Origin of the sequence: Limnoglobus roseus (assembly GCF_008254045.1) — a bacterium.
In the GTDB taxonomy this organism is placed as follows: domain Bacteria; phylum Planctomycetota; class Planctomycetia; order Gemmatales; family Gemmataceae; genus Limnoglobus; species Limnoglobus roseus.
The window spans coordinates 3,365,194-3,384,866 of record NZ_CP042425.1; the positions used below are offsets into that span (position 1 = coordinate 3,365,194).

20 protein-coding genes and 3 tRNA genes are annotated in these 19,673 nt (G+C 65.2%); 12 read left to right on the forward strand and 11 right to left on the reverse strand.

What is annotated here, in order from left to right:
- Positions 1 to 73: 73 nt before the first annotated feature.
- Complete coding sequence (gene gnd / locus PX52LOC_RS14220) at positions 74 to 1,090, reverse strand: phosphogluconate dehydrogenase (NAD(+)-dependent, decarboxylating) (RefSeq protein WP_149110725.1); 1,017 nt, start codon at positions 1,088 to 1,090, stop codon at positions 74 to 76.
- 19 nt (positions 1,091 to 1,109) lie between these two features.
- Here gnd and PX52LOC_RS43860 point away from each other — a divergent pair, with 19 nt between their 5' ends.
- From PX52LOC_RS43860 to PX52LOC_RS14235, 3 genes are all read left to right on the forward strand, one after another.
- Positions 1,110 to 1,289: a S46 family peptidase gene (locus PX52LOC_RS43860; RefSeq protein ID WP_149110726.1), complete on the forward strand. Its 180-nt coding sequence runs from the start codon at positions 1,110 to 1,112 to the stop codon at positions 1,287 to 1,289.
- Positions 1,290 to 1,464: 175 nt separating this feature from the next.
- Complete coding sequence (locus tag PX52LOC_RS14230; protein ID WP_149110727.1) at positions 1,465 to 2,433, forward strand: type IV toxin-antitoxin system AbiEi family antitoxin domain-containing protein; 969 nt, start codon at positions 1,465 to 1,467, stop codon at positions 2,431 to 2,433.
- Positions 2,430 to 3,314 carry a nucleotidyl transferase AbiEii/AbiGii toxin family protein gene (locus PX52LOC_RS14235; RefSeq protein WP_149110728.1) on the forward strand — a complete coding sequence of 295 codons (885 nt, stop codon included), beginning with the start codon at positions 2,430 to 2,432 and terminating at the stop codon, positions 3,312 to 3,314. The genes PX52LOC_RS14230 and PX52LOC_RS14235 overlap by 4 nt, the downstream gene beginning before the upstream one ends.
- A 15-nt stretch (positions 3,315 to 3,329) precedes the next feature.
- On the opposite strand, the gene PX52LOC_RS14240 is transcribed toward PX52LOC_RS14235, so the two are convergent.
- Positions 3,330 to 4,208, reverse strand: coding sequence for a WD40 repeat domain-containing protein (locus PX52LOC_RS14240; RefSeq protein WP_149110729.1), 879 nt, complete (start codon positions 4,206 to 4,208; stop codon positions 3,330 to 3,332).
- A 398-nt stretch (positions 4,209 to 4,606) separates the two neighbouring features.
- Here PX52LOC_RS14240 and PX52LOC_RS40515 point away from each other — a divergent pair, with 398 nt between their 5' ends.
- Positions 4,607 to 4,906, forward strand: a complete 300-nt coding sequence (locus PX52LOC_RS40515) for a hypothetical protein (RefSeq protein WP_168218994.1) — start codon at positions 4,607 to 4,609, stop codon at positions 4,904 to 4,906.
- A 246-nt stretch (positions 4,907 to 5,152) separates the two neighbouring features.
- Here the strand turns inward: PX52LOC_RS40515 and PX52LOC_RS14245 are convergent, their stop codons facing one another.
- Positions 5,153 to 6,070: a WD40 repeat domain-containing protein gene (locus PX52LOC_RS14245; RefSeq protein ID WP_149110730.1), complete on the reverse strand. Its 918-nt coding sequence runs from the start codon at positions 6,068 to 6,070 to the stop codon at positions 5,153 to 5,155.
- Between the two features lie 9 nt (positions 6,071 to 6,079).
- Entirely contained in the window at positions 6,080 to 6,883 is an 804-nt protein-coding gene (panB, locus tag PX52LOC_RS14250; protein WP_149110731.1) for a 3-methyl-2-oxobutanoate hydroxymethyltransferase, read from the reverse strand.
- Positions 6,884 to 6,983: 100 nt separating this feature from the next.
- On the opposite strand from panB, the gene PX52LOC_RS14255 reads away from it, so the two are divergent.
- The 4 genes from PX52LOC_RS14255 (at position 6,984) to PX52LOC_RS14270 (ending at position 10,923) form a co-directional block, all read left to right on the forward strand.
- Positions 6,984 to 7,391: a thiol-disulfide oxidoreductase DCC family protein gene (locus PX52LOC_RS14255; protein WP_149110732.1), complete on the forward strand. Its 408-nt coding sequence runs from the start codon at positions 6,984 to 6,986 to the stop codon at positions 7,389 to 7,391.
- Positions 7,392 to 7,415: 24 nt separating this feature from the next.
- Complete coding sequence (locus tag PX52LOC_RS14260) at positions 7,416 to 7,730, forward strand: hypothetical protein (RefSeq protein ID WP_149110733.1); 315 nt, start codon at positions 7,416 to 7,418, stop codon at positions 7,728 to 7,730.
- 146 nt (positions 7,731 to 7,876) lie between these two features.
- Positions 7,877 to 9,658 (forward strand): HEAT repeat domain-containing protein, encoded by a 1,782-nt coding sequence (locus tag PX52LOC_RS14265; protein ID WP_149110734.1) that lies wholly within the window; start codon positions 7,877 to 7,879, stop codon positions 9,656 to 9,658.
- Positions 9,659 to 9,768: 110 nt separating this feature from the next.
- On the forward strand, positions 9,769 to 10,923 hold the full coding sequence (locus PX52LOC_RS14270) for a serine hydrolase domain-containing protein (RefSeq protein WP_149110735.1): 1,155 nt from the start codon (positions 9,769 to 9,771) through the stop codon (positions 10,921 to 10,923).
- A gap of 7 nt (positions 10,924 to 10,930) precedes the next feature.
- Here the strand turns inward: PX52LOC_RS14270 and PX52LOC_RS14275 are convergent, their stop codons facing one another.
- A complete protein-coding gene (locus PX52LOC_RS14275; RefSeq protein ID WP_149110736.1) occupies positions 10,931 to 11,458 on the reverse strand; it encodes a DUF2721 domain-containing protein in 528 nt (175 codons plus the stop codon).
- Positions 11,459 to 11,761: 303 nt separating this feature from the next.
- Here PX52LOC_RS14275 and PX52LOC_RS14280 point away from each other — a divergent pair.
- A tRNA-Met gene (locus PX52LOC_RS14280) sits at positions 11,762 to 11,884 on the forward strand.
- Between the two features lie 30 nt (positions 11,885 to 11,914).
- Here PX52LOC_RS14280 and PX52LOC_RS14285 read toward each other — a convergent pair.
- Together PX52LOC_RS14285 and PX52LOC_RS14290 are read right to left on the reverse strand one after the other, a co-directional pair.
- Entirely contained in the window at positions 11,915 to 12,682 is a 768-nt protein-coding gene (locus tag PX52LOC_RS14285; protein ID WP_149110737.1) for a hypothetical protein, read from the reverse strand.
- Positions 12,679 to 13,023, reverse strand: coding sequence for a PadR family transcriptional regulator (locus tag PX52LOC_RS14290; RefSeq protein ID WP_149110738.1), 345 nt, complete (start codon positions 13,021 to 13,023; stop codon positions 12,679 to 12,681). The genes PX52LOC_RS14285 and PX52LOC_RS14290 overlap by 4 nt, the downstream gene beginning before the upstream one ends.
- A gap of 106 nt (positions 13,024 to 13,129) precedes the next feature.
- Here PX52LOC_RS14290 and PX52LOC_RS14295 point away from each other — a divergent pair.
- The 3 genes from PX52LOC_RS14295 to PX52LOC_RS14305 all read left to right on the forward strand — a co-directional run bounded on the left by PX52LOC_RS14295 (position 13,130) and on the right by PX52LOC_RS14305 (position 15,529).
- A tRNA-OTHER gene (locus tag PX52LOC_RS14295) sits at positions 13,130 to 13,232 on the forward strand.
- Positions 13,233 to 13,481: 249 nt separating this feature from the next.
- Positions 13,482 to 13,606, forward strand: a tRNA-OTHER gene (locus PX52LOC_RS14300).
- 327 nt (positions 13,607 to 13,933) lie between these two features.
- Positions 13,934 to 15,529, forward strand: coding sequence for a TROVE domain-containing protein (locus tag PX52LOC_RS14305; RefSeq protein ID WP_149110739.1), 1,596 nt, complete (start codon positions 13,934 to 13,936; stop codon positions 15,527 to 15,529).
- Between the two features lie 115 nt (positions 15,530 to 15,644).
- Here PX52LOC_RS14305 and msrB read toward each other — a convergent pair whose 3' ends face one another.
- From msrB to PX52LOC_RS14325, 4 genes are all read right to left on the reverse strand, one after another.
- Positions 15,645 to 16,085, reverse strand: coding sequence for a peptide-methionine (R)-S-oxide reductase MsrB (gene msrB, locus PX52LOC_RS14310; protein WP_149110740.1), 441 nt, complete (start codon positions 16,083 to 16,085; stop codon positions 15,645 to 15,647).
- Positions 16,086 to 16,165: 80 nt separating this feature from the next.
- The gene (locus tag PX52LOC_RS14315) at positions 16,166 to 16,630 is read right to left on the reverse strand and encodes an alpha/beta hydrolase (protein WP_149110741.1); all 465 of its coding nucleotides are present in this window, start codon (positions 16,628 to 16,630) and stop codon (positions 16,166 to 16,168) included.
- 10 nt (positions 16,631 to 16,640) lie between these two features.
- The gene (locus tag PX52LOC_RS14320) at positions 16,641 to 18,152 is read right to left on the reverse strand and encodes a hypothetical protein (protein ID WP_149110742.1); all 1,512 of its coding nucleotides are present in this window, start codon (positions 18,150 to 18,152) and stop codon (positions 16,641 to 16,643) included.
- A 106-nt stretch (positions 18,153 to 18,258) separates the two neighbouring features.
- On the reverse strand, positions 18,259 to 19,575 hold the full coding sequence (locus PX52LOC_RS14325; RefSeq protein WP_168218995.1) for a sigma 54-interacting transcriptional regulator: 1,317 nt from the start codon (positions 19,573 to 19,575) through the stop codon (positions 18,259 to 18,261).
- Positions 19,576 to 19,673: the final 98 nt, after the last annotated feature.

Here is a 19,673-nt window from a genome sequence, read left to right on the forward strand (position 1 = left end):
GGGACGACCGGCGGTTCGTTCGATCTCATTCGGCGGGCGGCCGGGCTTCGTGGCGAGGCCCGGCCGCCCGTTTTTACTTGGCCGGCTTTTCGTGGTGGCCGCCGAACTCCGACCGCATGGCCGACACGATCTTGTCGGCGAACTCGGCCTCGCCGCGGGAACTGAACCGCTCGTACAGGGCCGTCGTTAAAACGTGCGCCGGGACGCCGGTGTCGACCGCCGCCTGGACCGTCCACCGACCCTCGCCGGAGTCCGACACGCGGCCGGCGAAGTTGCTCAGGTTCGGGCTTTGACTGAGTGCGTGGGCCGTCAGGTCCAACAACCACGACGCCACGACGCTCCCCCGCCGCCAGACTTCCGTCACGGCGGCCACGTCGAAGTCGTACTGGTACTGTTCCGGGTTCCGCAACGGCGTCGTCTCGGCGTCGTGCGTCTGCTCGCGCTTGCCGACGTTGGCGTGCTTGAGGATGGCCAACCCCTCGGCGTAGGCGGCCATCAGGCCGTACTCGATGCCGTTGTGGACCATCTTGACGAAGTGCCCCGCCCCGGACGGCCCGCAGTGGAGGTAGCCCCGCTCGGCTGGCGAGGGGGCGCCGGACTTGTCCGCCGTCCGAACCGCCGTGTCGAACCCCGGGGCGAGGGTGGCAAAGATCGGGTCCAGCCGCTTCACGGCGGTGGTGTCGCCGCCGATCATCAGGCAATACCCGCGGTCCTTCCCGAACACGCCGCCGCTGGTGCCGACGTCGAGGTAGTGCAGGCCCTTCGCGGCCAGTTCTTTCGCCCGGCGGATGTCGTCGACGTAGTACGAGTTGCCGCCGTCGATCACCACATCGTCCGGGGCGAGAAGGGGGACCAACTCGGCGAGGGTCGCGTCCACCACGCCGGCCGGGACCATCACCCAGATGGCCCGCGGTGTGTCCAGCTTGCTCACGAACTCGGCGAGCGAGTTGGCCCCGGTCGCGCCGCCGGCGGCGGACCGGGCTACCGCCTCGGCCGACCGGTCGTGGACGACGCACTTGTGCCCGTCCCGCATCAGCCGCTCGACCATGTTTCCGCCCATTCGCCCGAGGCCGATCATTCCGAGTTGCATGTCAACCCTCCCCTGAGATGTGAATGAATTGTCCCGGGGGATATGGTACGCGAACGGCGAGGCGGTGGGTCTGATCTTCGACGGCAACGTCCAATTGCTGGTGCTCGACTTCGTCTACGAGCGAGAGATCGCTCACGCCGTGAGTGTGGACACGCCGGGCGATGCTGAAGGTCTACGACGTCGTGCGATTGGCGGATGAATCGTAAGGGAAAAAGTAGGAGCACCTTGTGATTCAGGCAGAGATTCCTCTGCACCAGATAGGCTGAAACAGCCTATCTGGTGTTTTTTTCCAATCAAGTCCATTTTGTATCTTGACTTACGCACGCCATCCCCGTCTAATTGCTAGCAATTAGACGGGGATGGCGTGCGTAAAGATGGATCATGCTGAACAGATTCTGAGACGTTATCAATTCCTCGAAACATTTCTCTATCGGTTGTCGAATACCCTGGCCGCACCACTCGATATGTTGCCATGTGCAAGATTGATAACCAAGTCGAACTTCGACGACATTTGCGAATCCTTGCGAGTGATTCTCGTCCGTGATGGCTATGAATCAGACATGTCAAATAAGACGTTGCTCGACTGGTTGGAGAAGGTTCGTCTCGTCTACCCCATGGATGCGGGGTTGGCGCGGTTTTGGCTATTCGAGATCGGCGCAGGACCCCAATGCATCGTTGAACCGTGTGAATTCCTCACCGCCGCCGCTCCGCGGGGAATCATCTGTTACTTCAGCGCGATGGCGTATCACGGCCTCACGGTTCAACCCCCTGCCCACCATCACATCGCCACGCTGACCGCCCCGAAGCCCGCCCCGGCCGCTGCCCGAAAGCTAAACAGTGGCCAAGCTGCCGAGGGTACGGAGCCCAAAAGCAAAGGCCCTCCAAAACTCGGAACGGTGGCGTTCACGTTGGACAAGGTTCACTACTACACCACGACGCGATCTTCCCGCCTCGTCCCTGGCATCCAGGAACGCATGCACGGGCCGCGCACCCGCATCCGAATCACCGACCGCGAACAGACGCTACTCGACGGCTTGTACAAGCCCTACCATTGCGGCGGAGAAGAGGTGGTATTCGAGGCCTGGAAGACGGTGATCGGCGACCAACTGTTGAACGAAAGGCGACTGTTAGAATACCTGCGGGCGATGGAATACCCCGCCACGACGCGGCGCGTCGGGGCACTGCTAGAGCATTTGGATTTTAAGCCGTCACCACCATTGGCCCGGCATCTGGAAGCGGCCCGCAACGACATCGATCGGGCGGGCGAATTTGCCGTGATCTCACTCCTCCCCGGCGTGCCTTACACGCGCCTCGACGACCGCTGGCTGGTCAAAGTGCCATGAACCCTCAAGAACAGCAACGGTGGACGTCTGAGGTGTTGGACGCGGTGTTCGCCGGCCTCGCGGCGGACGCGGAAGTCGTCAACCTGCTCATTTTCAAAGGGGCGCGGGTTCTGAACCTGTGGTTGGGGACCAACCGCCAATCGCTCGACATTGATTCGAACTTGAGCATCGATTTCGCCACGCGGACGCCCGACAAGGCCGAACAACTCCACCGCCTCGAAGTCGCATTGACGCGGGCGGTCCGCGAAGGCTTTGAAGAAATGCGGCCGGTCGTGTTTCAACTGAAGACCCTCCGCATCGTTCGGAAGCCTCTCAAAGACCATCCGATGGGATGGGACGCGTTCGAAGTGAGGATGAGCGTCGACGACGCCCGCAAGCGGCTCGTCGGAGCGCCGGCGGCAACCATCGACATCGCCGCTCCGGAAACCCTGTTGCCGTCATCGGTCATCGGCCTACCGATCGGGGACCACACCGTTCGGGCGTATTCCTTGTCGCGAATTGCGGGTGAGAAACTGCGTGCGTTTCTCAGCTCTCTACCCGCGTACCGACGGAAAATGAAGCGCCCGGGAGACACGATTCGGGCGAAGGACTTGTACGACCTTTGGCGCATCCGTCAGCGAACTGATTTGGCAGATCGCGATTTCTGGTCAACGGCCGCCGCCGAGTTTCGTGTCGCTTGTGAATCACGATTCATCGATTGTGCCGGTCAAGAAACCTTTCGTGACGGGTGGGAACAAACCGCGAGAGCCTACGGCGACCCCATCATTCCAAAAGACGTGCCGTTCGCGGATGTGGAAACCAACCTCACGCAGATCGTCGAGTTGCTGGTCGACTTCGGCGTCATCCCCTTCGCATTCCCCTTGCCGGTTCCGAACGTGTAGCTCGAAATGTACCCCTCACACGTCCAGGTCCCAGACGACGATCTTGCCGCGCTCGCTCGCGACAGCGGCCCGCGTGCCGTCGGGCGAAACCGTCAAGCTGGAGAGGCGGCCGGCCTTCCAGTTGTAGGACCGGGCCGGCTCCCACGCCGCCGTGTCCCACAGGCTGACGCTCGCGCCTTGGCCGACGCGGAGCAAGTGCCGGCCGTCGGGCGTGAAGGCGAGTTCGCCGTGGCCCGTGCCCTTGCGGGTGACGGTCGCGCGTAACTTCGCCGCCTCCACGTCGCACACGTGCAGGGCCGAGCCGGCCGTGTAGACCAGCGTGCGGCCGTCCGGCGAGAACGCGAGGTGGGCACTCAAGTTGTCGAACCGCTTGTCGGGTAGCTTGAAGCGAATCTTGCGCGTGGCGGTGTCGAGGAGCAAGCCTTCGAAGTTGCTGATCGTCGCGAGGTGCCGCTGGTCGGGCGACAGGATCAGGCGGATGATGCCGCCCTTGTACGTCAGAACTTTCTTCCAGATGCGGTCCCCGCCGAGGAGCGTCAACTGCTTCAGTTCGCACGTGTCCATCGCCCGCGTGACCGCAATCAGGTGTTGGCTGTCCGGCAGCAGGGCGAAGGCCGCGATGACCCGCGAGTGCTTGGCGAGTTCTCGGCCGTCGTCGGCGGCGAGGACGAGAATCTGGTTCCCGAACAGGAGGACGACCCGTTTGCCGTCCGGCGTGAAGTGGCCGTGCCAGTGCTCCCGCCGCCCGTCGCCCGTGCGGAACCAGAGTTCTCGACCGGTGAACGAGTCGAAGACCTTGATGCCCTCCGAGTCGCCGCACGCGACCACTCGCGTACCGTCCGGCGAGAACGCGAGGTAATTGACCCGCTTGTCGAACGCCTGCCATGCGAGCACGGCCGATCTCCGTTAGAGGTCCACGTCCCACACGATAATCTGGCCGCCCTCGCTGCCGGCCGCCGCGAGCGTGCCGTCGGGACTGAACGCGACCTGAGCAGCGGCCCGAGTTTCCAGTTGAACTTGCGGGCCGGCTTCAGCGTCGGCACGTCGTAGAGCTTCACCAGCGTCGGCCCGCCGTGGATGACGGCCAGGGTGCGCTCGCCCGGGTGGAACGCGAACGAGCGGAAGTCGCCGAAGCTGCTCGTGCCGCCGATCTTCCGGGGCTTGGCGAGCGCGGTCAAGTCGTAGACGTACATGCTGGCGTAGCCGATCACGCCGTGGTGCCGACCGGTCGGCGAGACTTGCGGCTGGTGGATGTTGTACGTGGGGTATTTCGCCGTCGCGATGGCCTCTCCGTGGGTCGCGAAACTGCGGACGTGGACCATCTTTTCCGTGACCGTCACGAAGCGGTCGCCGTCCGGCAGAAAGCCCGCGAGGTGGCAGTTCCAGCCGTCGAGCTTGCGCTCCCAGGCGAGGGCGTTTGCCCCGCGGCCGTACAGAATGTGATTGCCGTACTCGACGTGCGCGAAGACCGTGCGATCGCCGTGCGGAGAGATCGCGACGGCATGAACCGATCCGATGGAGGGAGGATCGTCACCGGGCAAGAGTTCGCCGTCGGCCAACCGCACGCCGAAGGACTGGCCGCGGAGCGTTAGCTGAGCCTCGTTGGCGATCGGGTGGACGGCCAACTCGTTTGCCGTGTGCCAACTTTGGCCCGTCGGCAGCGGCACGCGAAGTCGACCGCCGTCGGACAGGGACCAGACGTCGAGGTACGCTTGCTCCGTCAATTGTCCATACCCGCCGTCGGGGTAACCGCTGCCGGCGAGGAGGTACCGACTATCGGGGCTGAACCGCAACTCCTTCACCCGGCAGCCGGCGTCGAGTACGAGCATGGATATTCCTCACACGTCTACGTCCCACACGACGACCCGCCCGGTGTCGCTGCCGGCGGCGGCCATCGTGCCATCGGGCGAGAAGGCGATACTCCGCATCCGGCCGATGTCCCAGGTGAACGTCTTCGCGAGTTGCCCCGTCTCGGCGTCGTAGAACTTCACCGCTTGATCGTTGCCGGCGGCCGCTAGGTGACGGCCGTCTGGCGAGAAGGCCAGGGCGGTGAAGTGTTGGCGGCTGTCGTTTTGAATCAGGTCTGCGAAATGAGTTGGGTTCCCGACCTGCCAGCGGATAATCGAACGGTGGTAGGCAATCCAGAAACTCAGGCCGTCTGGGGCGACAGTGCCGGGGCCAATGACCCAGTACGGGTAGGTTAGTTGCTCAAGAACTTCGCCCGTTGCTGTCGATCGGAGGTAGACGCGGATCTTCGGTTGGAGGTCGGCGTACTCTTCCTCGACAGAGAGAAACCGGCCGCCGGCCAGGGCAAAAGCCATCTTCGACCGACCCGTAAGGCCGATGGGTACGGACCACTCCTCGTGCCGCACGTCGGCCGCGCTCAGACGAATTCCGAACAAATGGTTCTCGTGTGCCAGCGGTGGGCGGTACGAGGCCCAACCGTGGCCGGTCGGTGTAATTCCGGTCAACAGAGCGTTATGGAAACAGGTGATTACCCATAGGTCGGCCGGGTCACGCTGGTAGATATGTACCCCCAGTCCGGCCCGGCCGACGAGGAGGCGGCCGTCGGCAAGCCACCATAAGCCGTAGACCGCGACCGGAACGGATGTCTTCTGGCTCATCCGCGATTGCGTGGCCCAGGACCAGATTTGTAGGCCCACCTTGCCGCTAGTGCCGCCGACGGCGATGAAGCGGCCGTCCGGGGAGAAGGCGAGCGATTCGACCGATTGCTTGACGTGGGAGAGAATCAGCACCGGCCGGCCTCACTTGAACGTGTGCTCCGGCCCTGGGAAGGTGCCGTCGCGGACGGCCTGGCAGTACGCGGACACGCCGGCGGTGACGGCGGTTCCCAACTCGGCGAACGCCTTCACGAACTTCGGGCGGAAGTCGGGGAAGAGGCCGAGCAAGTCGTGGAAGACGAGCACCTGTCCGTCGCACTCTGCACCCGCACCGATGCCGATGGTCGGGATGCTGACGGCCTTCGTCACTTCCTCCGCGATGGCCGGCGGCACGCTCTCGATCACCAGCGAGAACGCTCCGGCTTGCTCCACGGCCTTCGCGTCGGCAACGATCTGGGCGGCGTTCCGTTGCACCTTGAAGCCGCCGAACCGCTGGACCGATTGCGGCGTCAGGCCGACGTGGCCCATCACCGGGATGTCGGCCCGCACGCACGCGGCAATCTGCTCGGCCATCCGCTCGCCGCCTTCGAGCTTCACGCCCGCGGCCCCGGCTTTCAGGAACTTCCCTGCGTTCCGCACGGCCTGCCGCGGCGATTCGTGGTAGCTCAGAAACGGCAGGTCGCCGATCACGAGTGCCCGCTTCGTACCGCGGAGGACGCACTGGACGTGGTAGAGCATTTGCGGCAGCGTCACCGGCAGCGGGTTGGGGTGGCCCTGCATCACCATGCCGAGCGAATCGCCGACGAGGATGCAATCGACGCCGGCCGCGTCGAGGAGGCGGGCGGCCGTGTAGTCGTAGCCGGTGACGACGGCGAGCTTCCGCTGCCCCTTCGCGGAGCGGAACTCCGGCACGGTGACGGGTTTCACGGGCGGGGGGATCGACGACATTCGCAGAACCTCGGAGGAATTGCCCCCATTCTACCGGAGTTGTTGTCGCGGGCCGCCGGTCCGCGGTTAAGATGGCGGGGAAGCCTTCGAGGGAAACGTCATGAACCACGCATCCGCCGACACGGGCATCGTTCTTTACGACGGCGATTGTGCGTTCTGCCAGCGGTCGGTGCGCATCCTGAAGTCGCTCGATTGGTTTCACCGGCTGCAATTCCAGAGCGCCCGCGAAACCGACAAACTGCCGGCGACGACGGTCCCGCTCGACCACCAGAAGTTGATCGAGGAAATGCACGTCGTCCCGCCGGACCGCAACCGGGCTTACGCCGGCTTCTCGGCCTTCCGCTGGATGGCGTGGCGACTGCCGGCGACGACGCTGCTTGCCCCGTTCCTCTACATTCCCGGCGTGCTGTGGCTGGGCAACCGCGCCTACCGTTGGGTGGCTCGCAACCGCTTCAAGCTCATGCCGTGCGGCGACGGTGGGTGCCAGGTGCAGTTGAAGAAGAAGTAGGGGATGCGGTCGAAAGAGGTATTTGTGAACGCGATTCTCGACAAAGACCCGGGGATTGTCGCTGTTATCGACCGGCTGCGGGCCAGACTCGGCCGAGATGCTTTCATTATCGCCGATCACTGGGAAGGTGACTTATGCGCGATTGGCATCGCGAGCCCTCATGATCCCCGCGTATTGGTTTACATCTCGAACTATGGGGAGAAGGCCGAGCGATTCAGTTGTGAATTAGAGGTTCCTCCAACAAATAATGAGCCTCCGTACCGTGTAGCTGGTGAAGCCGCGCACTTGTCATTCGATGAGTTGGCCGATTTGATATCAAATCACTTTCAGCGAAGTTAAGAAGTACCCGAATCTTCGTATCTTTCCGCACCCTTCATTTTTTCGCTCCATTCGAATCAAGTTCTCTAGCTCATGCAACCGATACTTCTGACAGACACGGATGTCTCTCGGTGCAGGATGCGCCGGGGCCAGCACGGAGGCAGGCCATGAATCGGCGGGTATGGTGCGCGTCAATCGCAACGACGGTGTCCTGGGTTGGAGTCGCTGCCGCTCAGGCTCCGCCGTCCGCCACGCCCGCCGGTTCGTCTCCTTCGGCCGACGGCCCGGTGTACGTCATGAAGACGGCCGGTCAGCCGGAACGCCGGGTGAAGGTCGTCAAGAGTGAGAAGCTGCCCGACGGTACGTACCTGACCGACGTGAAGGACCTGGCGTCCGGCGTCGTCTACACGCTCACGAATCCCGCTGTTCTCGGCATACCCGTGGGGAACACGGTGCCAGCCGCGCCGAAGCCCACGCCTGTTGCCGCGAACCTGCCGGCCACCACGGGCACGGTTGCCCCCGCACCGGGCACGCCGCGGCCGATCTTCGGCTCGTTCCAGAACCAACCGCAACAGACCGTCGCGAAGGCTCTCACTACCCCCAGCGTCGCGAACCCACCGGCCTACACGGCGGGCACGCCGCGGCCGATCTTCGGCGCGTTCTCAAATCAACCGCAGGCGCAACCGGGAACATCGGTGATGCGTACGGCGGCGGGCGAGAAGATGATCCCCGCGGACATCGGTTCGTCGGCCGCGAGTTCGCAAGGACTGCCGCAAGCTCGCAACCGCAAGACCGACCCGCTACTCGCGGGGGCGTCGACGGCCCCGTCCTCGTCGCCGGCCGCGATGACGGCCCGCACGCCGTTCTCGGTGGCGGCCGGTGCGCCGCCGTCCGTCCTCGGCAAAATCCTCGGCGACCCGTCGCAAGACCCTCCGCTGCCGCAACCGCGGGTGGGCATCCTCCCGCCCCCGGCCGCAAGACCTTTCGCGACGGTCGTGGCGCAAGAGAACCTCGGCGCGCCGCCAACGATGCTGCCGCCGCCCACCGAAGTGGTCGCGAAACCCGCGGCACCGGCTGCTGTCGCGAAAGCGGTTCCACCAGCCCCGGTGCCCGTTGCGTCGGCCCCGGTGCCCGTTGCGTCGGCCCCGGTGCCCGTCGCCGCAGCTCCGATTCCGGTGGAAAAAGCCGTGGCGGCGGAAGGCGGCCTTGCCGTGCCGAGCATTGACCCGAACGCGAAGCCGACGGCCGCGACGGGCATCTTCGACAGCCAACCGGCGACCACCGTACAGGCGTCGAGCGAGGAACGGCAACCGTCGGTGCTGATCCCGCCGATCGACGCGGCGGTTGCCGCCGCCGGGCCGTCGCGAGTGATCCCGCCCATCGCCGCAGCGCCCGCTCCGGAACCGGCCGCAATCCCGCCGGTGGCCACGGCCACGTTGCCGCCTGCCATCGCGTTGCCGACGCCGGTGGAATCCGCCCCCGCCATTCCGCAACCGGCCGTGGCGGTCGCCGCAGTTCCCACGCCTGCCCCGGCCGTCGAACCGGCCCCGCGTTTCGTTCCGCCGCCTGTCGTAGACGTTCCGGCCGCGATCGTCGAGGCTCCCGCCGTGGAAGCGCCGCGGGCGGTCGCCACCGGTGCGCTGCCTGCCGACGTGCAGGCGATGATCGAGGGCTTGAAGACCCACCGCCGACCGTCGTACCGCATGGAGAACGCGACGAGCCTGGCCGAGTCGGCTTACGCGAGGCACCCGGACGTGCTGTCGGCACTGATGCAGGCCGCCCGAAGCGATACGAGTGGCGTCGTCCGCGGCCATTGCATCAGCCAACTCGCCACGGTCGGGTATTCCGACGTGACCTTCCTCCAACTGCTCGACAGCTGGACGAACGATAGCGAGCCGGCCGTCCGCCGGTCCGCCGCAATGGCGAAGACGAAGCTGACGGGTCGTTAAGTGTCGGGCACTCGCCCCGCGAGTGCCCCACTTTCAACCGTTCGGCGACTTCATACGACAGGGCTTACCGCTCGCGCAACGCGGGCGACACCTCTTCCGAGGCCCTCTCAATGATTCGCACCCTCACACTCTTTTTCACCCTCCTGCTCGCCGCCCCAGTTCGGGCCGACAACCCGCCGAGCAAGGAACTCGCCACGGCCCTCCAGCCGTTCGTCGACCGCGGCAATCTTGCCGGGGCGGTCGTCCTCGTCGCCGACAAGGAGAAGACGCTCGCCGTACAGGCGGTCGGGTTCTCCGACGTGGCGGGCAAGGTTCCGCTGACGACCGACGCCCTGTTCTGGATCGCTTCGCAGTCGAAGCCGATCACTGCCACTGCGCTGATGATTCTGGTGGACGAGGGGAAGGTGAAACTCGACGACCCGGTGGCGAAGTACCTGCCGGAGTTCAACAATGTCTGGCTGTTCGCGGAAGGGGACAAGGAGCACGTCTCGCTCAAAAGGCCGCGGCGGGCGGTGACGGTGCGGGACGTACTCAGCCACACGAGCGGCCTGCCGTTCAGTTCCGCGGCCGAGACGCCGACGCTCGACGGGTTGCCACTCGCGGCGGCGGTCAAGACTTACGCGATGACGCCACTCGCGACCGAGCCGGGGGCGAAGTACCAGTACTCGAACGCTGGCATTAACACGGCCGGGCGGATCATGGAAGTCGTCTCGAAGATGCCGTACGAAGACTTCCTCCAGAAGCGGCTGTTCGACCCGCTCGGCATGGCCGACACGACGTTCTGGCCGTCGGAATCGCAAGTGAAGCGGCTGGCGAAGTCGTACAAGCCGGGGAAGGGCGGCACGGGGTTGGAAGAACTCACGGTCGGCCAACTCCGCTACCCGCTCGGCGACCGGGCACACCGCTTCCCGATGCCGGCCGGTGGGCTGTTCTCGACGGCCGCCGACGTGGGCCGGTTCTGCCAGATGGTGCTCAACGGCGGCACGCTCGACGGCAAGCGCATCCTCTCGGAAGACGCGGTGAAGGAGATGACGAAGCGCCAGACGCCCCCGGAGTTGAAGGAGAGTTACGGCCTCGGCTGGTCCGTCGGCGGCGGCACGTTCGGCCACGGCGGGGCGTTCGCCACGGACATGACCGTCGATGTGAAACGCGGGTTGGTGTACGTCTACCTCGTTCAACACTCCGGCTTCCCCGGCGACGGCGGGAAGGCCCGCGACGCCTTCCGCAAGGCGGCCGAAGCCCGGTTCGCTCCGGCCGGAAAGTGAAGGCTGTTCACGCCGTCAGGTGGTCCGCCCCGGGCGACTGCCTCGCGGCTTGCTCCCGGCGACGGGCCGACAACTCGCGGTAGAATTCGACCTCGACGTGGTTCGTCCGCAGCGCACTCCGCGCCTCGAAAACCAGGTTGATCGACGCTGCGAACAAGAGGCCGACGCCCGCCGTCGCGAAGACCGTCGGCACCCCGGCGAGGTAGTGGCCGGTGAACGAGTCGACGGCAATCGTCAGACTGCTCCCGACGAACGCGCCGAAGGCCAGGTACAACTCCGTCACGGCCACCATGACGCGGCGGTTACGGATTTGCAGGTAGTCGAGTTGAATGCCGATGTGCGTGAGGCGGGCGTCGGCGAAGTCGAAGTCCTCCGGCTTCTGCCCGATCTCGTTGCCCACTTCGACGAGTTTGCGGATGCGGTCGATGATCCGGCCCATGCGGTTGGCCGTCGAGATAATCAGCGAGGCCGTGGCCGTCAGGAACAACGCCGGGGCGATCATCGCCGTGACGGTCTGGTAGAGCGGTGGGTTCATGGTCGGATCAGATTACGAAAAGTTCACTTTCTCGCGAACCTCGTGATTGACCCGTGTGTCCGTGACGCACCGGGCCGCGACACGTCCGCCGATCGCGGCCCCGCACTTTGACGGCGGGTTTTCATTTCGATCGGCAATTTTGCCTCCCCGGGGCCGCCGCATGATCGTTATCGCACCGAGACATCTGCGTGGACCTCCGCCGGATGACTGACTGCACGAAATACCTCCGCCCGTGACATTGTCACGGGCGGTTTTGTTTTTCCGCGAACCAACTCCGTGGCGGTCAACTCCGTCTTCTCGAATGCTCCGGGTAGCTCAGTGGTAGAGCGGTAAAAGCGGTTGGCACAAACTTGCCCTTCGGGCCGAAGCTCAACTGTTCTCGACTCATAATCGACAGGTCGCGGGTTCGAATCCCGCTCCGGAGCCTCATCTCGCCGCCCTCAAGCCGTTCGGGGTTTACTGCCCGATGTCGAGGGAAGCCCACTCGGCGTGGCGAATCTCGCTTCCGCCGAGCTTCCACGCGAGTCCCGCCAAGAACAGGGGCACGATCAGGAAGCCCACGAACAGCCCCGCGATCGAACGCGCCGTCGTCGACTCTTCCGGTATCTCACTTGTGGCCCCCATACTGATCAGCGAGAACGCTGTACCGAGAACGGGCAACACCAACAGCGACAGCGCCCCAAAGCCGATGACCCGCCGCCACGACCGGGGCGCGCCGAACGCCCCGTGGAGCGAATCGCGCATGCGGAAGTAGAGCACCGACAGCGCGAACACCAGAGCCGGGACGAACACGAGTAGCCCGCCGAAGAAACGCAGCAACGTCGCGGTTGAGGGCACCGGCTCGTCATCGGGTTGTCCCGTCCCCGCGACCAGCAACACGAACGGCAGCCACGGCAAGATGACGAGGGCGATCAGGCCCGCCTGTCGTGCCGAATGCCGCGTCGCCGATTCGCCCGGCCGCCAGCCGAACGCGCGGTCCATGCGGGCGTCCATGCGGTCGCTGAACGACACCGACTGCTGCAACTCGACCGTCAGCGCGGCGGGGTCGCCGAACCGCTGGACGGCCGCGGCCCGCGCCGCGGAGTCGTCGCCGAGGCGGGCGAGTTCCTCCTCGTGGATGCCCGTCAGGTGGGCGAGGAGTTCCTCGCGCATCCGCAACTTCCGCTTCGGCCCGGCCTGCACCGGCCGCACCGCACGTTCGACCAGCACCATGAACTCGTTCATGCCGGTGCTCCCAGAATGTTTCCGACGACTTGTACGAACTGCTGCCACTCCGCCCGCCCGGCCGCCAACTGCCGCGTCCCTTGCTTCGTGATCCGGTACACCCGCTTCCGCGGGCCGCGGCGCGGGGCTGATTCGTCCTCCCAGTGGCTGGCGATCAGCCCGGCTTTCTCCAGACGGTAGAGCGCCGGGTACAGCGACCCTTCCTTCAGCCGCAGCGCCCCGCACCCGGCCTCGGTCAGCCGGCGCAGGATCTCGAAGCCGTGCGCCTCGCCCTTTTCGAGCGACGCCAGCGCCATCGTCTCCAGGTGCCCCCGGAGTGCATCACCACTGATGGGTTCCATGTTATCTATTTAGTCTGTCTCAGTAGTCGTGTCAAGAGGTGACAGCACGTTGCCCGCGATTTTGAACGAACCCGACCGAGGGTTCCACGCTCACTGTTCACGAATGCTCCGAGTAGCTCAACGGCAGAGCAGTGCGGTTCGCACAACCTTGCCTCCCCGGCCGATGCGGAACTGTTCTCGTGTTGCGGGTTCGAATCCCGTCTCGGAGCCTCGCTTTCGTGGTGTAAGTGGTCAGCACGCTGACTGACGATCCGCGTCCTCTCGCCCTCACGGGCCGAAAGTGGATTGTTCTCGCTATGGGGTGTCAGAAGTACCGGTTCGAGTCCGGACGAGAGCGCTGCGGGCCGGAGGCTCAGGGTTATCGCTTTTAACGTCAAGCCCTGAGCCATCAACTTGCCTGCAATTTCAACCACCCGGACGAACCTCCTGAAGAGGGCCAGGTCTGTAAGTCGCGAATACTCCGAGTCGCTCAGAGGCCGAGAGCACACCGGCAGTTGGCATCCCTTGCCCTCACGGGCCGACGTTCAACTGTTCTCGATGCGTGCGCGAGAGCGCACCGCGGGTTCGAATCCCGCCTCGGAGTCTGCTTTCGTTGTCGATGGGGACGCACCGGTAAACGAGGTTCACGACAAACTTGCCAGTCAGGCCGATTGTGGACTGTTCTCGCAAGGATCGGTGCCGGTTCGATTCCGGACGGAAGCGATGCGGGCCGGAGGCTCAGGGTTATCGTAATAACCGATGCCAGCCCAGGGTCGTCAACTTGCCTGCAGTTTCAACGGGGTGGAATCCCTCGCCATCACCTTGCCATTCCGGCCGAAGGATGAGGGCTATCGGTCTCCAATAGGTTCGAATCCTATCACCCCGACTGTTCGTGTTCCGCGGGCCAATTGCCCGCGTGGGAGGGTTTGTCATGAAGTGGTTCAAGCACGTCTCGCCGAAGGTCACGCCGCAGAGTGAGCCGGTTCCGGGTAAGCCGACGGTCGCGAACTCGGCCGGCGGGTACTCGTTCGCCGTGGACGACTGGAAGCGGCTCGACCGCTTCCTCGTCCTCGGCAGCGAGGGCGGCAGCTACTACGCGACGGAGCGCAAGTTGACGGTCGAGAACGCCGCGGCCGTGGTCGCGTGCGCGAAGGCCGATGCGGCGGAGGCGGTGCGCCGGGTCGTGGCCGTGTCCGACGCGGGCCGGGCGGCGAAGAACGACTACGCCGTCTTTGCCTTGTCTCTGATCGCGGCGAACGCTGACGCGGTCGGCAAGAAGGCGGCCTACGAGGCCGTGCCGAAGGTCTGCCGCACCGGCACGCACCTGTTCCAGTTCGCGGCCGCTTCGGACGCGCTCCGCGGGTGGGGCCGGGGTCTGCGGCAGGCCGTCGCCGACTGGTACGTGAACAAGCCGGTCCGCGACCTCGCGTACCAGATGACGAAGTACCAGCAGCGCGACGGCTGGAGCCACCGCGACCTGTTGCGGCTGGCGCACCCGAAGACGGACTTCACGGGCCGCAACGACCTGTTCGCGTGGGCCGTCGGCAAGAAGCCGACGGTGGACGAGGTTCCGCCGGATGGCGACCTCGCGCCGCTGTACGCGCTGGAGGCCGCGAAGAAGGCGACGACCGAGGACGAGATCGTCCGCCTGATTCGCGACTACCGGCTCGTCCGCGAGGGCGTGCCGACGAACTTCCTGACCTCGGCAAAGGTCTGGGAGGCGCTCCTCGCGAACATGCCGCTGACGGCGATGCTCCGCAACCTCGCGACGATGACCCGCGTGGGGTTGCTGGCGCACGGCTCGGACGCCGTGAAGGCGGTCGTGGGCCAATTGACGGACGCTTCGCGATTGAAGAAGGCCCGGGTTCACCCGCTGTCGCTGCTCGTCGCCCTCAAGACCTATGAGAGCGGCAAGAGCGCTCGCGGCAGTGGCGAGTGGGTTCCGCTCAAAGAGATCGTGAACGCGATCGACGACGCCTTCTACCTCGCGTTCCAGGCCGTGGAGCCGACGAACAAGCGGTGGATGCTCGCGCTCGACGTGTCGGGTTCGATGGGCGGCGGGACGGTCTGTGGCACGGTCGGCATCACGCCGCACGTCGCTTCGGCGGCGATGGCGCTGGTGACGGCGGCCACGGAGAAGGACCGCACGTTCGTCGGGTTCAGCGATCGACTCGTGCCGGTCGGCATCGACGCCGGGATGCGTCTCGACGCAGCGGTTCGCATGATCGAGGCGATCCCGATGGGCGGCACGGACTGCGCCCTGCCGATGCTATACGCGAAGGACAACAAGATTCCGGTCGATGTGTTCGCCGTCTACACCGACTCGGAGACCTGGTTTGGCAAGGTCCACCCGTTCCAGGCCTTGAAGCAGTACCGCGACGCGACCGGCATTCCGGCGAAGCTGATCGTGGTCGGCATGGTGTCCAACGGGTTCACTATCGCCGACCCGGGGGACGCGGGCATGATGGACGTGGTCGGGTTCGACACGACAGCCCCGGCCGTCATGGCGGACTTCGCCCGCGGGTAAAAACCGTTCTGCCGGCCTTTCGAGGCCGGCCGATTTCGTTTCACGTTTGGTGGAATTGCAAGGTGAAAATCATAGGCCGCGACAATATCCCGTTGACCGCGCGGCCGATTTCGTTTCACGTCTGGTGGAATTGCAAGGCCGCGGAGTTCAGACAAAAGCGTAGCCCGGTCGGCCGGGGGCCGTCGTCGAAGACGTGGCCGAGGTGGCTGTTGCAGCGCGCACAGCGGATTTCGGTGCGGATCGCGCCGTGACTGGTGTCGCGGACCGTGGCGACGTGTTCCTCGTCGAACGCTTCGAAAAAGCTCGGCCAGCCGGTGCCGGATTCGAACTTCGCTGTCGAGCGAAACAGCGGCAGGTCGCACAATCGGCAGTGATAAACGCCCGGCATCTTGTTCTTGAGCAAGCCGCCGCAGAACGGTGGTTCTGTGCCCTGGTACAGCAGCACGCGCCGCTCTTCCGGCGTCAGCGACGCGGTGAGCCGTTCGAGTTCGGCCGCCGTCGGCGGCGTTAGGTCGTGCCCCGTTTGCGACGTGCGAGGAGTCTTGGTGTCTGTCATGAATGGCCCTCGGAAAGGGATGCCGCCCAATAGTACCCGCGGTCCGGCCCCGATCTTACGTGCCGTCGCGCTTGAAAACATTACTGGCGCCCGAACTCGCACGCGGCCAGCATCGCCGCGAGGGGTTCCGCGTCGGCCAAGCGGTGGTCGCGGCCGACTTCGATCAGCGCCGAGGTCGGGAGGCCACTCGTCGCGATCAACTCTTCAGAATCGGCGAACGGCACCACGTCATCGCCGCGGCTGTGCAAGACGACGCTGCCGGCCTTTACAGTGCGGGCCGCCCCGTACTTCCGCCAGGCGGGGCAAAGCAGGATGAGTTTGGCCCCACCGCTGTCCATGCTCATCGCCACGGCCCCGCCGCGACTGGAACCGACCACGACCTGCGGCCGATTCTGGTCGAACTCGGCCTGCGCGATGCGAAGTGCTTCGTCAAAGTCTTCGTGCGGAAGGGCCGGGTTCAAAACCTCGTGGCCGTGGTCTTTCAGGCACGTCGGCTTCACGCCGCCCACGACCGAATTCCAGCCGTGGAGGAACAGAATCTTCACGCTCGCCCCCCTACTTCTTCGTGGCTTCGTCTTTCGCCTTCTGGGCCAGTCGCGTGAACTCATCCTTGGCAAAGATGCCCGGCCACGGCTTGCCGCCGAGGGCCTTGAACTGGGCGTCGGCCACGTCCCACTTCCCCCACAGGCCGGACCGTTGGGCGTACCGCGTGTGGGCCCAGACATCGTCGGGATAGCGGGCGAGGTGGGCTTCGTAAATGACTTGGACTGGTGTCCAGGTGCCCGCGCGGCCGGTGTATTCTTCTATCAATTCTTGTTTTTCGACCGGGAGAACGGCTAGCTGTGGAGTTTCGGCCAGGAATGGCAGGTGGGCGTAATAATTGTTCGTTCGCAAACACTGGTAGGTGAACGCGAGGGCGTCCTTCGGCTTGCCGCGCCACTTGAGTTGCAGCCAGTCCTTTTTCGCCTCGCAGGCGGTCAGGTTGTCGGGGTCGGCTTCCATCGCGCGACGGAACCACGTTTCCATTGCCTCACGCTCGAAACCCAGACCCTTTGCGACGTCCAACATGTGAGTCGCGGGGGCGGCCAACGTGGAGTCGGCCTGCCAGGCGGCTTCGAGTTTCTGTTGGGCGGTGGCGAGGCGGTCCTTGAAGATTTCGAACGCCTCGGCGTCCACGGTATTGCCTGCCCCGTTACCCCGTGCGTCCCACGCGGCAAGGACGAGAACCCTCCCTTCCAAGGCGGCCCGCACCCACGGCACCGCCTCCATCCCCTCCAAGCGGTCATCGACGTCCCGCCACGCCCCAAGGCGGCTCTTCCCCGATTCCATGTGAAGTTGGACTTCGAGCGTTAGCAGCGGGAGCGCGTCTGCCCAGTATGCCGGCCGTGGGTCGGTAATCATTGCCTTCAGGGCGGTGCGATACTGTTGGTGACGGTTTTCGAGGTCCTCGGCGGTGACCGCGGTATCGGCCTTCCGGGCGAGTTGGTATGCGATGGCATAGGTCTGGTAGGCCGCGTGGAACGTGAGCCGCGTGTACTTCGATTTTTCCAGCGCGTCCACGGCTGCGACGTACTTTGGTAAGGACTCCTCTGTGGCCGAGCGCGGCGAGTACTGGAGCATCCAGTACCGGATCAGCGGGTCACCACAGTCGATGCCTTCGAGGTTTTTCAACGCCTTGAAGAACGCCTGACAGTACGGTCCTTTGTCGGTCACGGCCGATCGGGTGTACGCCAAGCAAAACGCCTCCATCGCGGTGCGGGCCTTATCCGCCCAGGCGGCCTTTGTGCTGCCGAACTTGTTGTAGACGTCCACGGTATCCGCCCGCAGTTGCTTGAGGCGGTCGGCTCGAACCTTTTGAATCGTCTTCGGGTCTTGTGGTAGAGGGTAGGCCTTGTCCACTTCGTCGATGGTTTTCGGTTTCAAATAGGCTTCGAGTTCAGGCACGGTCGTAATTGGTGCGGCGGATTTCGCCAAGTAGTCGATGGGATCGACGCCACTCGTCGTCTGGGCCGAGGCGGCCAATACTCCCACCGTGACCGCCGTAAGCACCGCGATCGGTAAACGCACGACAAGAAGGCAAGAAATCATACGGCACCTGTAGGGCAAGATTTTCCGCCCTTTAGAATCGGCGAACGGCTAGCTGTGTCAAGTAGAAAATCAACCCAAGCAGTGTTCATGCGCCGGGGTCGGCGATCTTCAGTGCCTCGATCCGTCGGCCGAGCCGCGTGCGGAAGATGCCCAGCAGCGCCGCCGCTTCCGTTTGGTTGCCGTCGGCCTTCCGCAGAGCGAGTTCGATCAGGCGTTTCTCGACGGCCGTGAGGAGGTCGTCGAGGTTCCACTTCTTCTGCGCCGGCGGGGCCGGGTTTGCCGCGAGCATCGCCCGCTCGCGCAGGTAACGCGGCAGGTGGGCCACGCCCACGGCTTCGCCCCCCGCGCGGTCGGCTGCGTCGGTGACGGTTGCGATTAACTCCCGCACGTTGCCCGGCCAGGCGTGAACCTGCAACACCGCGAGCGCTTCCGGCGACACGGTGGCCGGCAGAGCCGCGAGGATTCGCGGCAGGTCGTCGGCCCGGTCCCGCAGTGGCGGAACGCGGAGTTCCAGTACCGAGAACTCCGTCTGAAATTCGCCCCGGAGCGTTCCCGCCTTCACGTCTGTCGCAGCGTCGTGGGCCGAGGTGCAGATCAGTCGCGGCGGGTGCGGGCCGGCGCGCAGCCAGTCGGCGAGGCGTTGTTGTAAATCGCGGGGCAGGGCGGCCGGCGACTTCAGCAGCAGGGTGCCGACCTTGCCGCTGCCCGCAAGGCCGCCGTGGCCGAAGAGAATCGAGTCGATGAGGTACGGCTGAAGACCCCGGCCGTCGCACGCCACGAAGGCCCGCTCGCGGTGGGCCGAGTGGTGGTGAATCACGCGGGCGGCCGTTTCCTTGCCCGCCCCCGGTTCGCCGACGATCCAGACCGGCACGCCCGTCTGCGCCGCCAACCGCAGTTGGCCGAGCAACCGCTCGCCGGTCGGGGCGGCGCTCGCGAAGAGGTCGAAGGTGAAGGCGGCCGCGTGCTTCTCGCGTACGTCGGCGACGACCGCGGGCAGCTTTTTCGCGGGGACGGCTGGCTGGGGTTGAACGAGGTCGATGACGCCGAGGAAGCCGTGTGCGCCGTCGGCGCTCGTTAGCGGAAGGAACGTCACGTCCCACCACGGCGGTCCGCCCTTTGCCGGCGGTACGGCCCGGCGGACGCGGGCGACTTGACCCGCGATCGCTTCCGGCGGAGGGGCGAGCGTGCGGAACAGCGGCTCGATCTTGCCCGACCGCACGCACGCCCGGCCGATGGCGTCGGCGGCACTGGTGCGCGTCAGTTGCTCCCACGCGGCGTTGACGAACCGGACCCGCCGCGTGCGGTAGAGGACGAACAGCGGCTTGGCAGAGTTTTGCAGCAGCGACGACCACCGCTCCCGGCGGGGCGGCGAGTCATCCGGCGGCGGGGGTGGCGACGACATGCCAGCCAGTATAGCGGAACGGGCCGCTACAACCGGCCCCGCCGGACGGCCGGAGTGGGCCGGCGGGCCGTTCGGAGGTTGGTGCGAACGTGACGGTG

What these genes read in the sequence shown, in the direction of transcription:
- gnd (WP_149110725.1), bottom strand. Translation starts at nt 1,090, where the DNA reads ATGCAACTCGGAATGATCGGCCTCGGGCGAATGGGCGGAAACATGGTC.
- PX52LOC_RS14230 (WP_149110727.1), top strand. Translation starts at nt 1,465, where the DNA reads ATGGATCATGCTGAACAGATTCTGAGACGTTATCAATTCCTCGAAACA.
- PX52LOC_RS14235 (WP_149110728.1), top strand. Translation starts at nt 2,430, where the DNA reads ATGAACCCTCAAGAACAGCAACGGTGGACGTCTGAGGTGTTGGACGCG.
- panB (WP_149110731.1), bottom strand. Translation starts at nt 6,883, where the DNA reads ATGTCGTCGATCCCCCCGCCCGTGAAACCCGTCACCGTGCCGGAGTTC.
- PX52LOC_RS14255 (WP_149110732.1), top strand. Translation starts at nt 6,984, where the DNA reads ATGAACCACGCATCCGCCGACACGGGCATCGTTCTTTACGACGGCGAT.
- PX52LOC_RS14265 (WP_149110734.1), top strand. Translation starts at nt 7,877, where the DNA reads ATGAATCGGCGGGTATGGTGCGCGTCAATCGCAACGACGGTGTCCTGG.
- PX52LOC_RS14270 (WP_149110735.1), top strand. Translation starts at nt 9,769, where the DNA reads ATGATTCGCACCCTCACACTCTTTTTCACCCTCCTGCTCGCCGCCCCA.
- PX52LOC_RS14275 (WP_149110736.1), bottom strand. Translation starts at nt 11,458, where the DNA reads ATGAACCCACCGCTCTACCAGACCGTCACGGCGATGATCGCCCCGGCG.
- PX52LOC_RS14285 (WP_149110737.1), bottom strand. Translation starts at nt 12,682, where the DNA reads ATGAACGAGTTCATGGTGCTGGTCGAACGTGCGGTGCGGCCGGTGCAG.
- PX52LOC_RS14290 (WP_149110738.1), bottom strand. Translation starts at nt 13,023, where the DNA reads ATGGAACCCATCAGTGGTGATGCACTCCGGGGGCACCTGGAGACGATG.
- PX52LOC_RS14305 (WP_149110739.1), top strand. Translation starts at nt 13,934, where the DNA reads ATGAAGTGGTTCAAGCACGTCTCGCCGAAGGTCACGCCGCAGAGTGAG.
- msrB (WP_149110740.1), bottom strand. Translation starts at nt 16,085, where the DNA reads ATGACAGACACCAAGACTCCTCGCACGTCGCAAACGGGGCACGACCTA.
- PX52LOC_RS14325 (WP_168218995.1), bottom strand. Translation starts at nt 19,575, where the DNA reads ATGTCGTCGCCACCCCCGCCGCCGGATGACTCGCCGCCCCGCCGGGAG.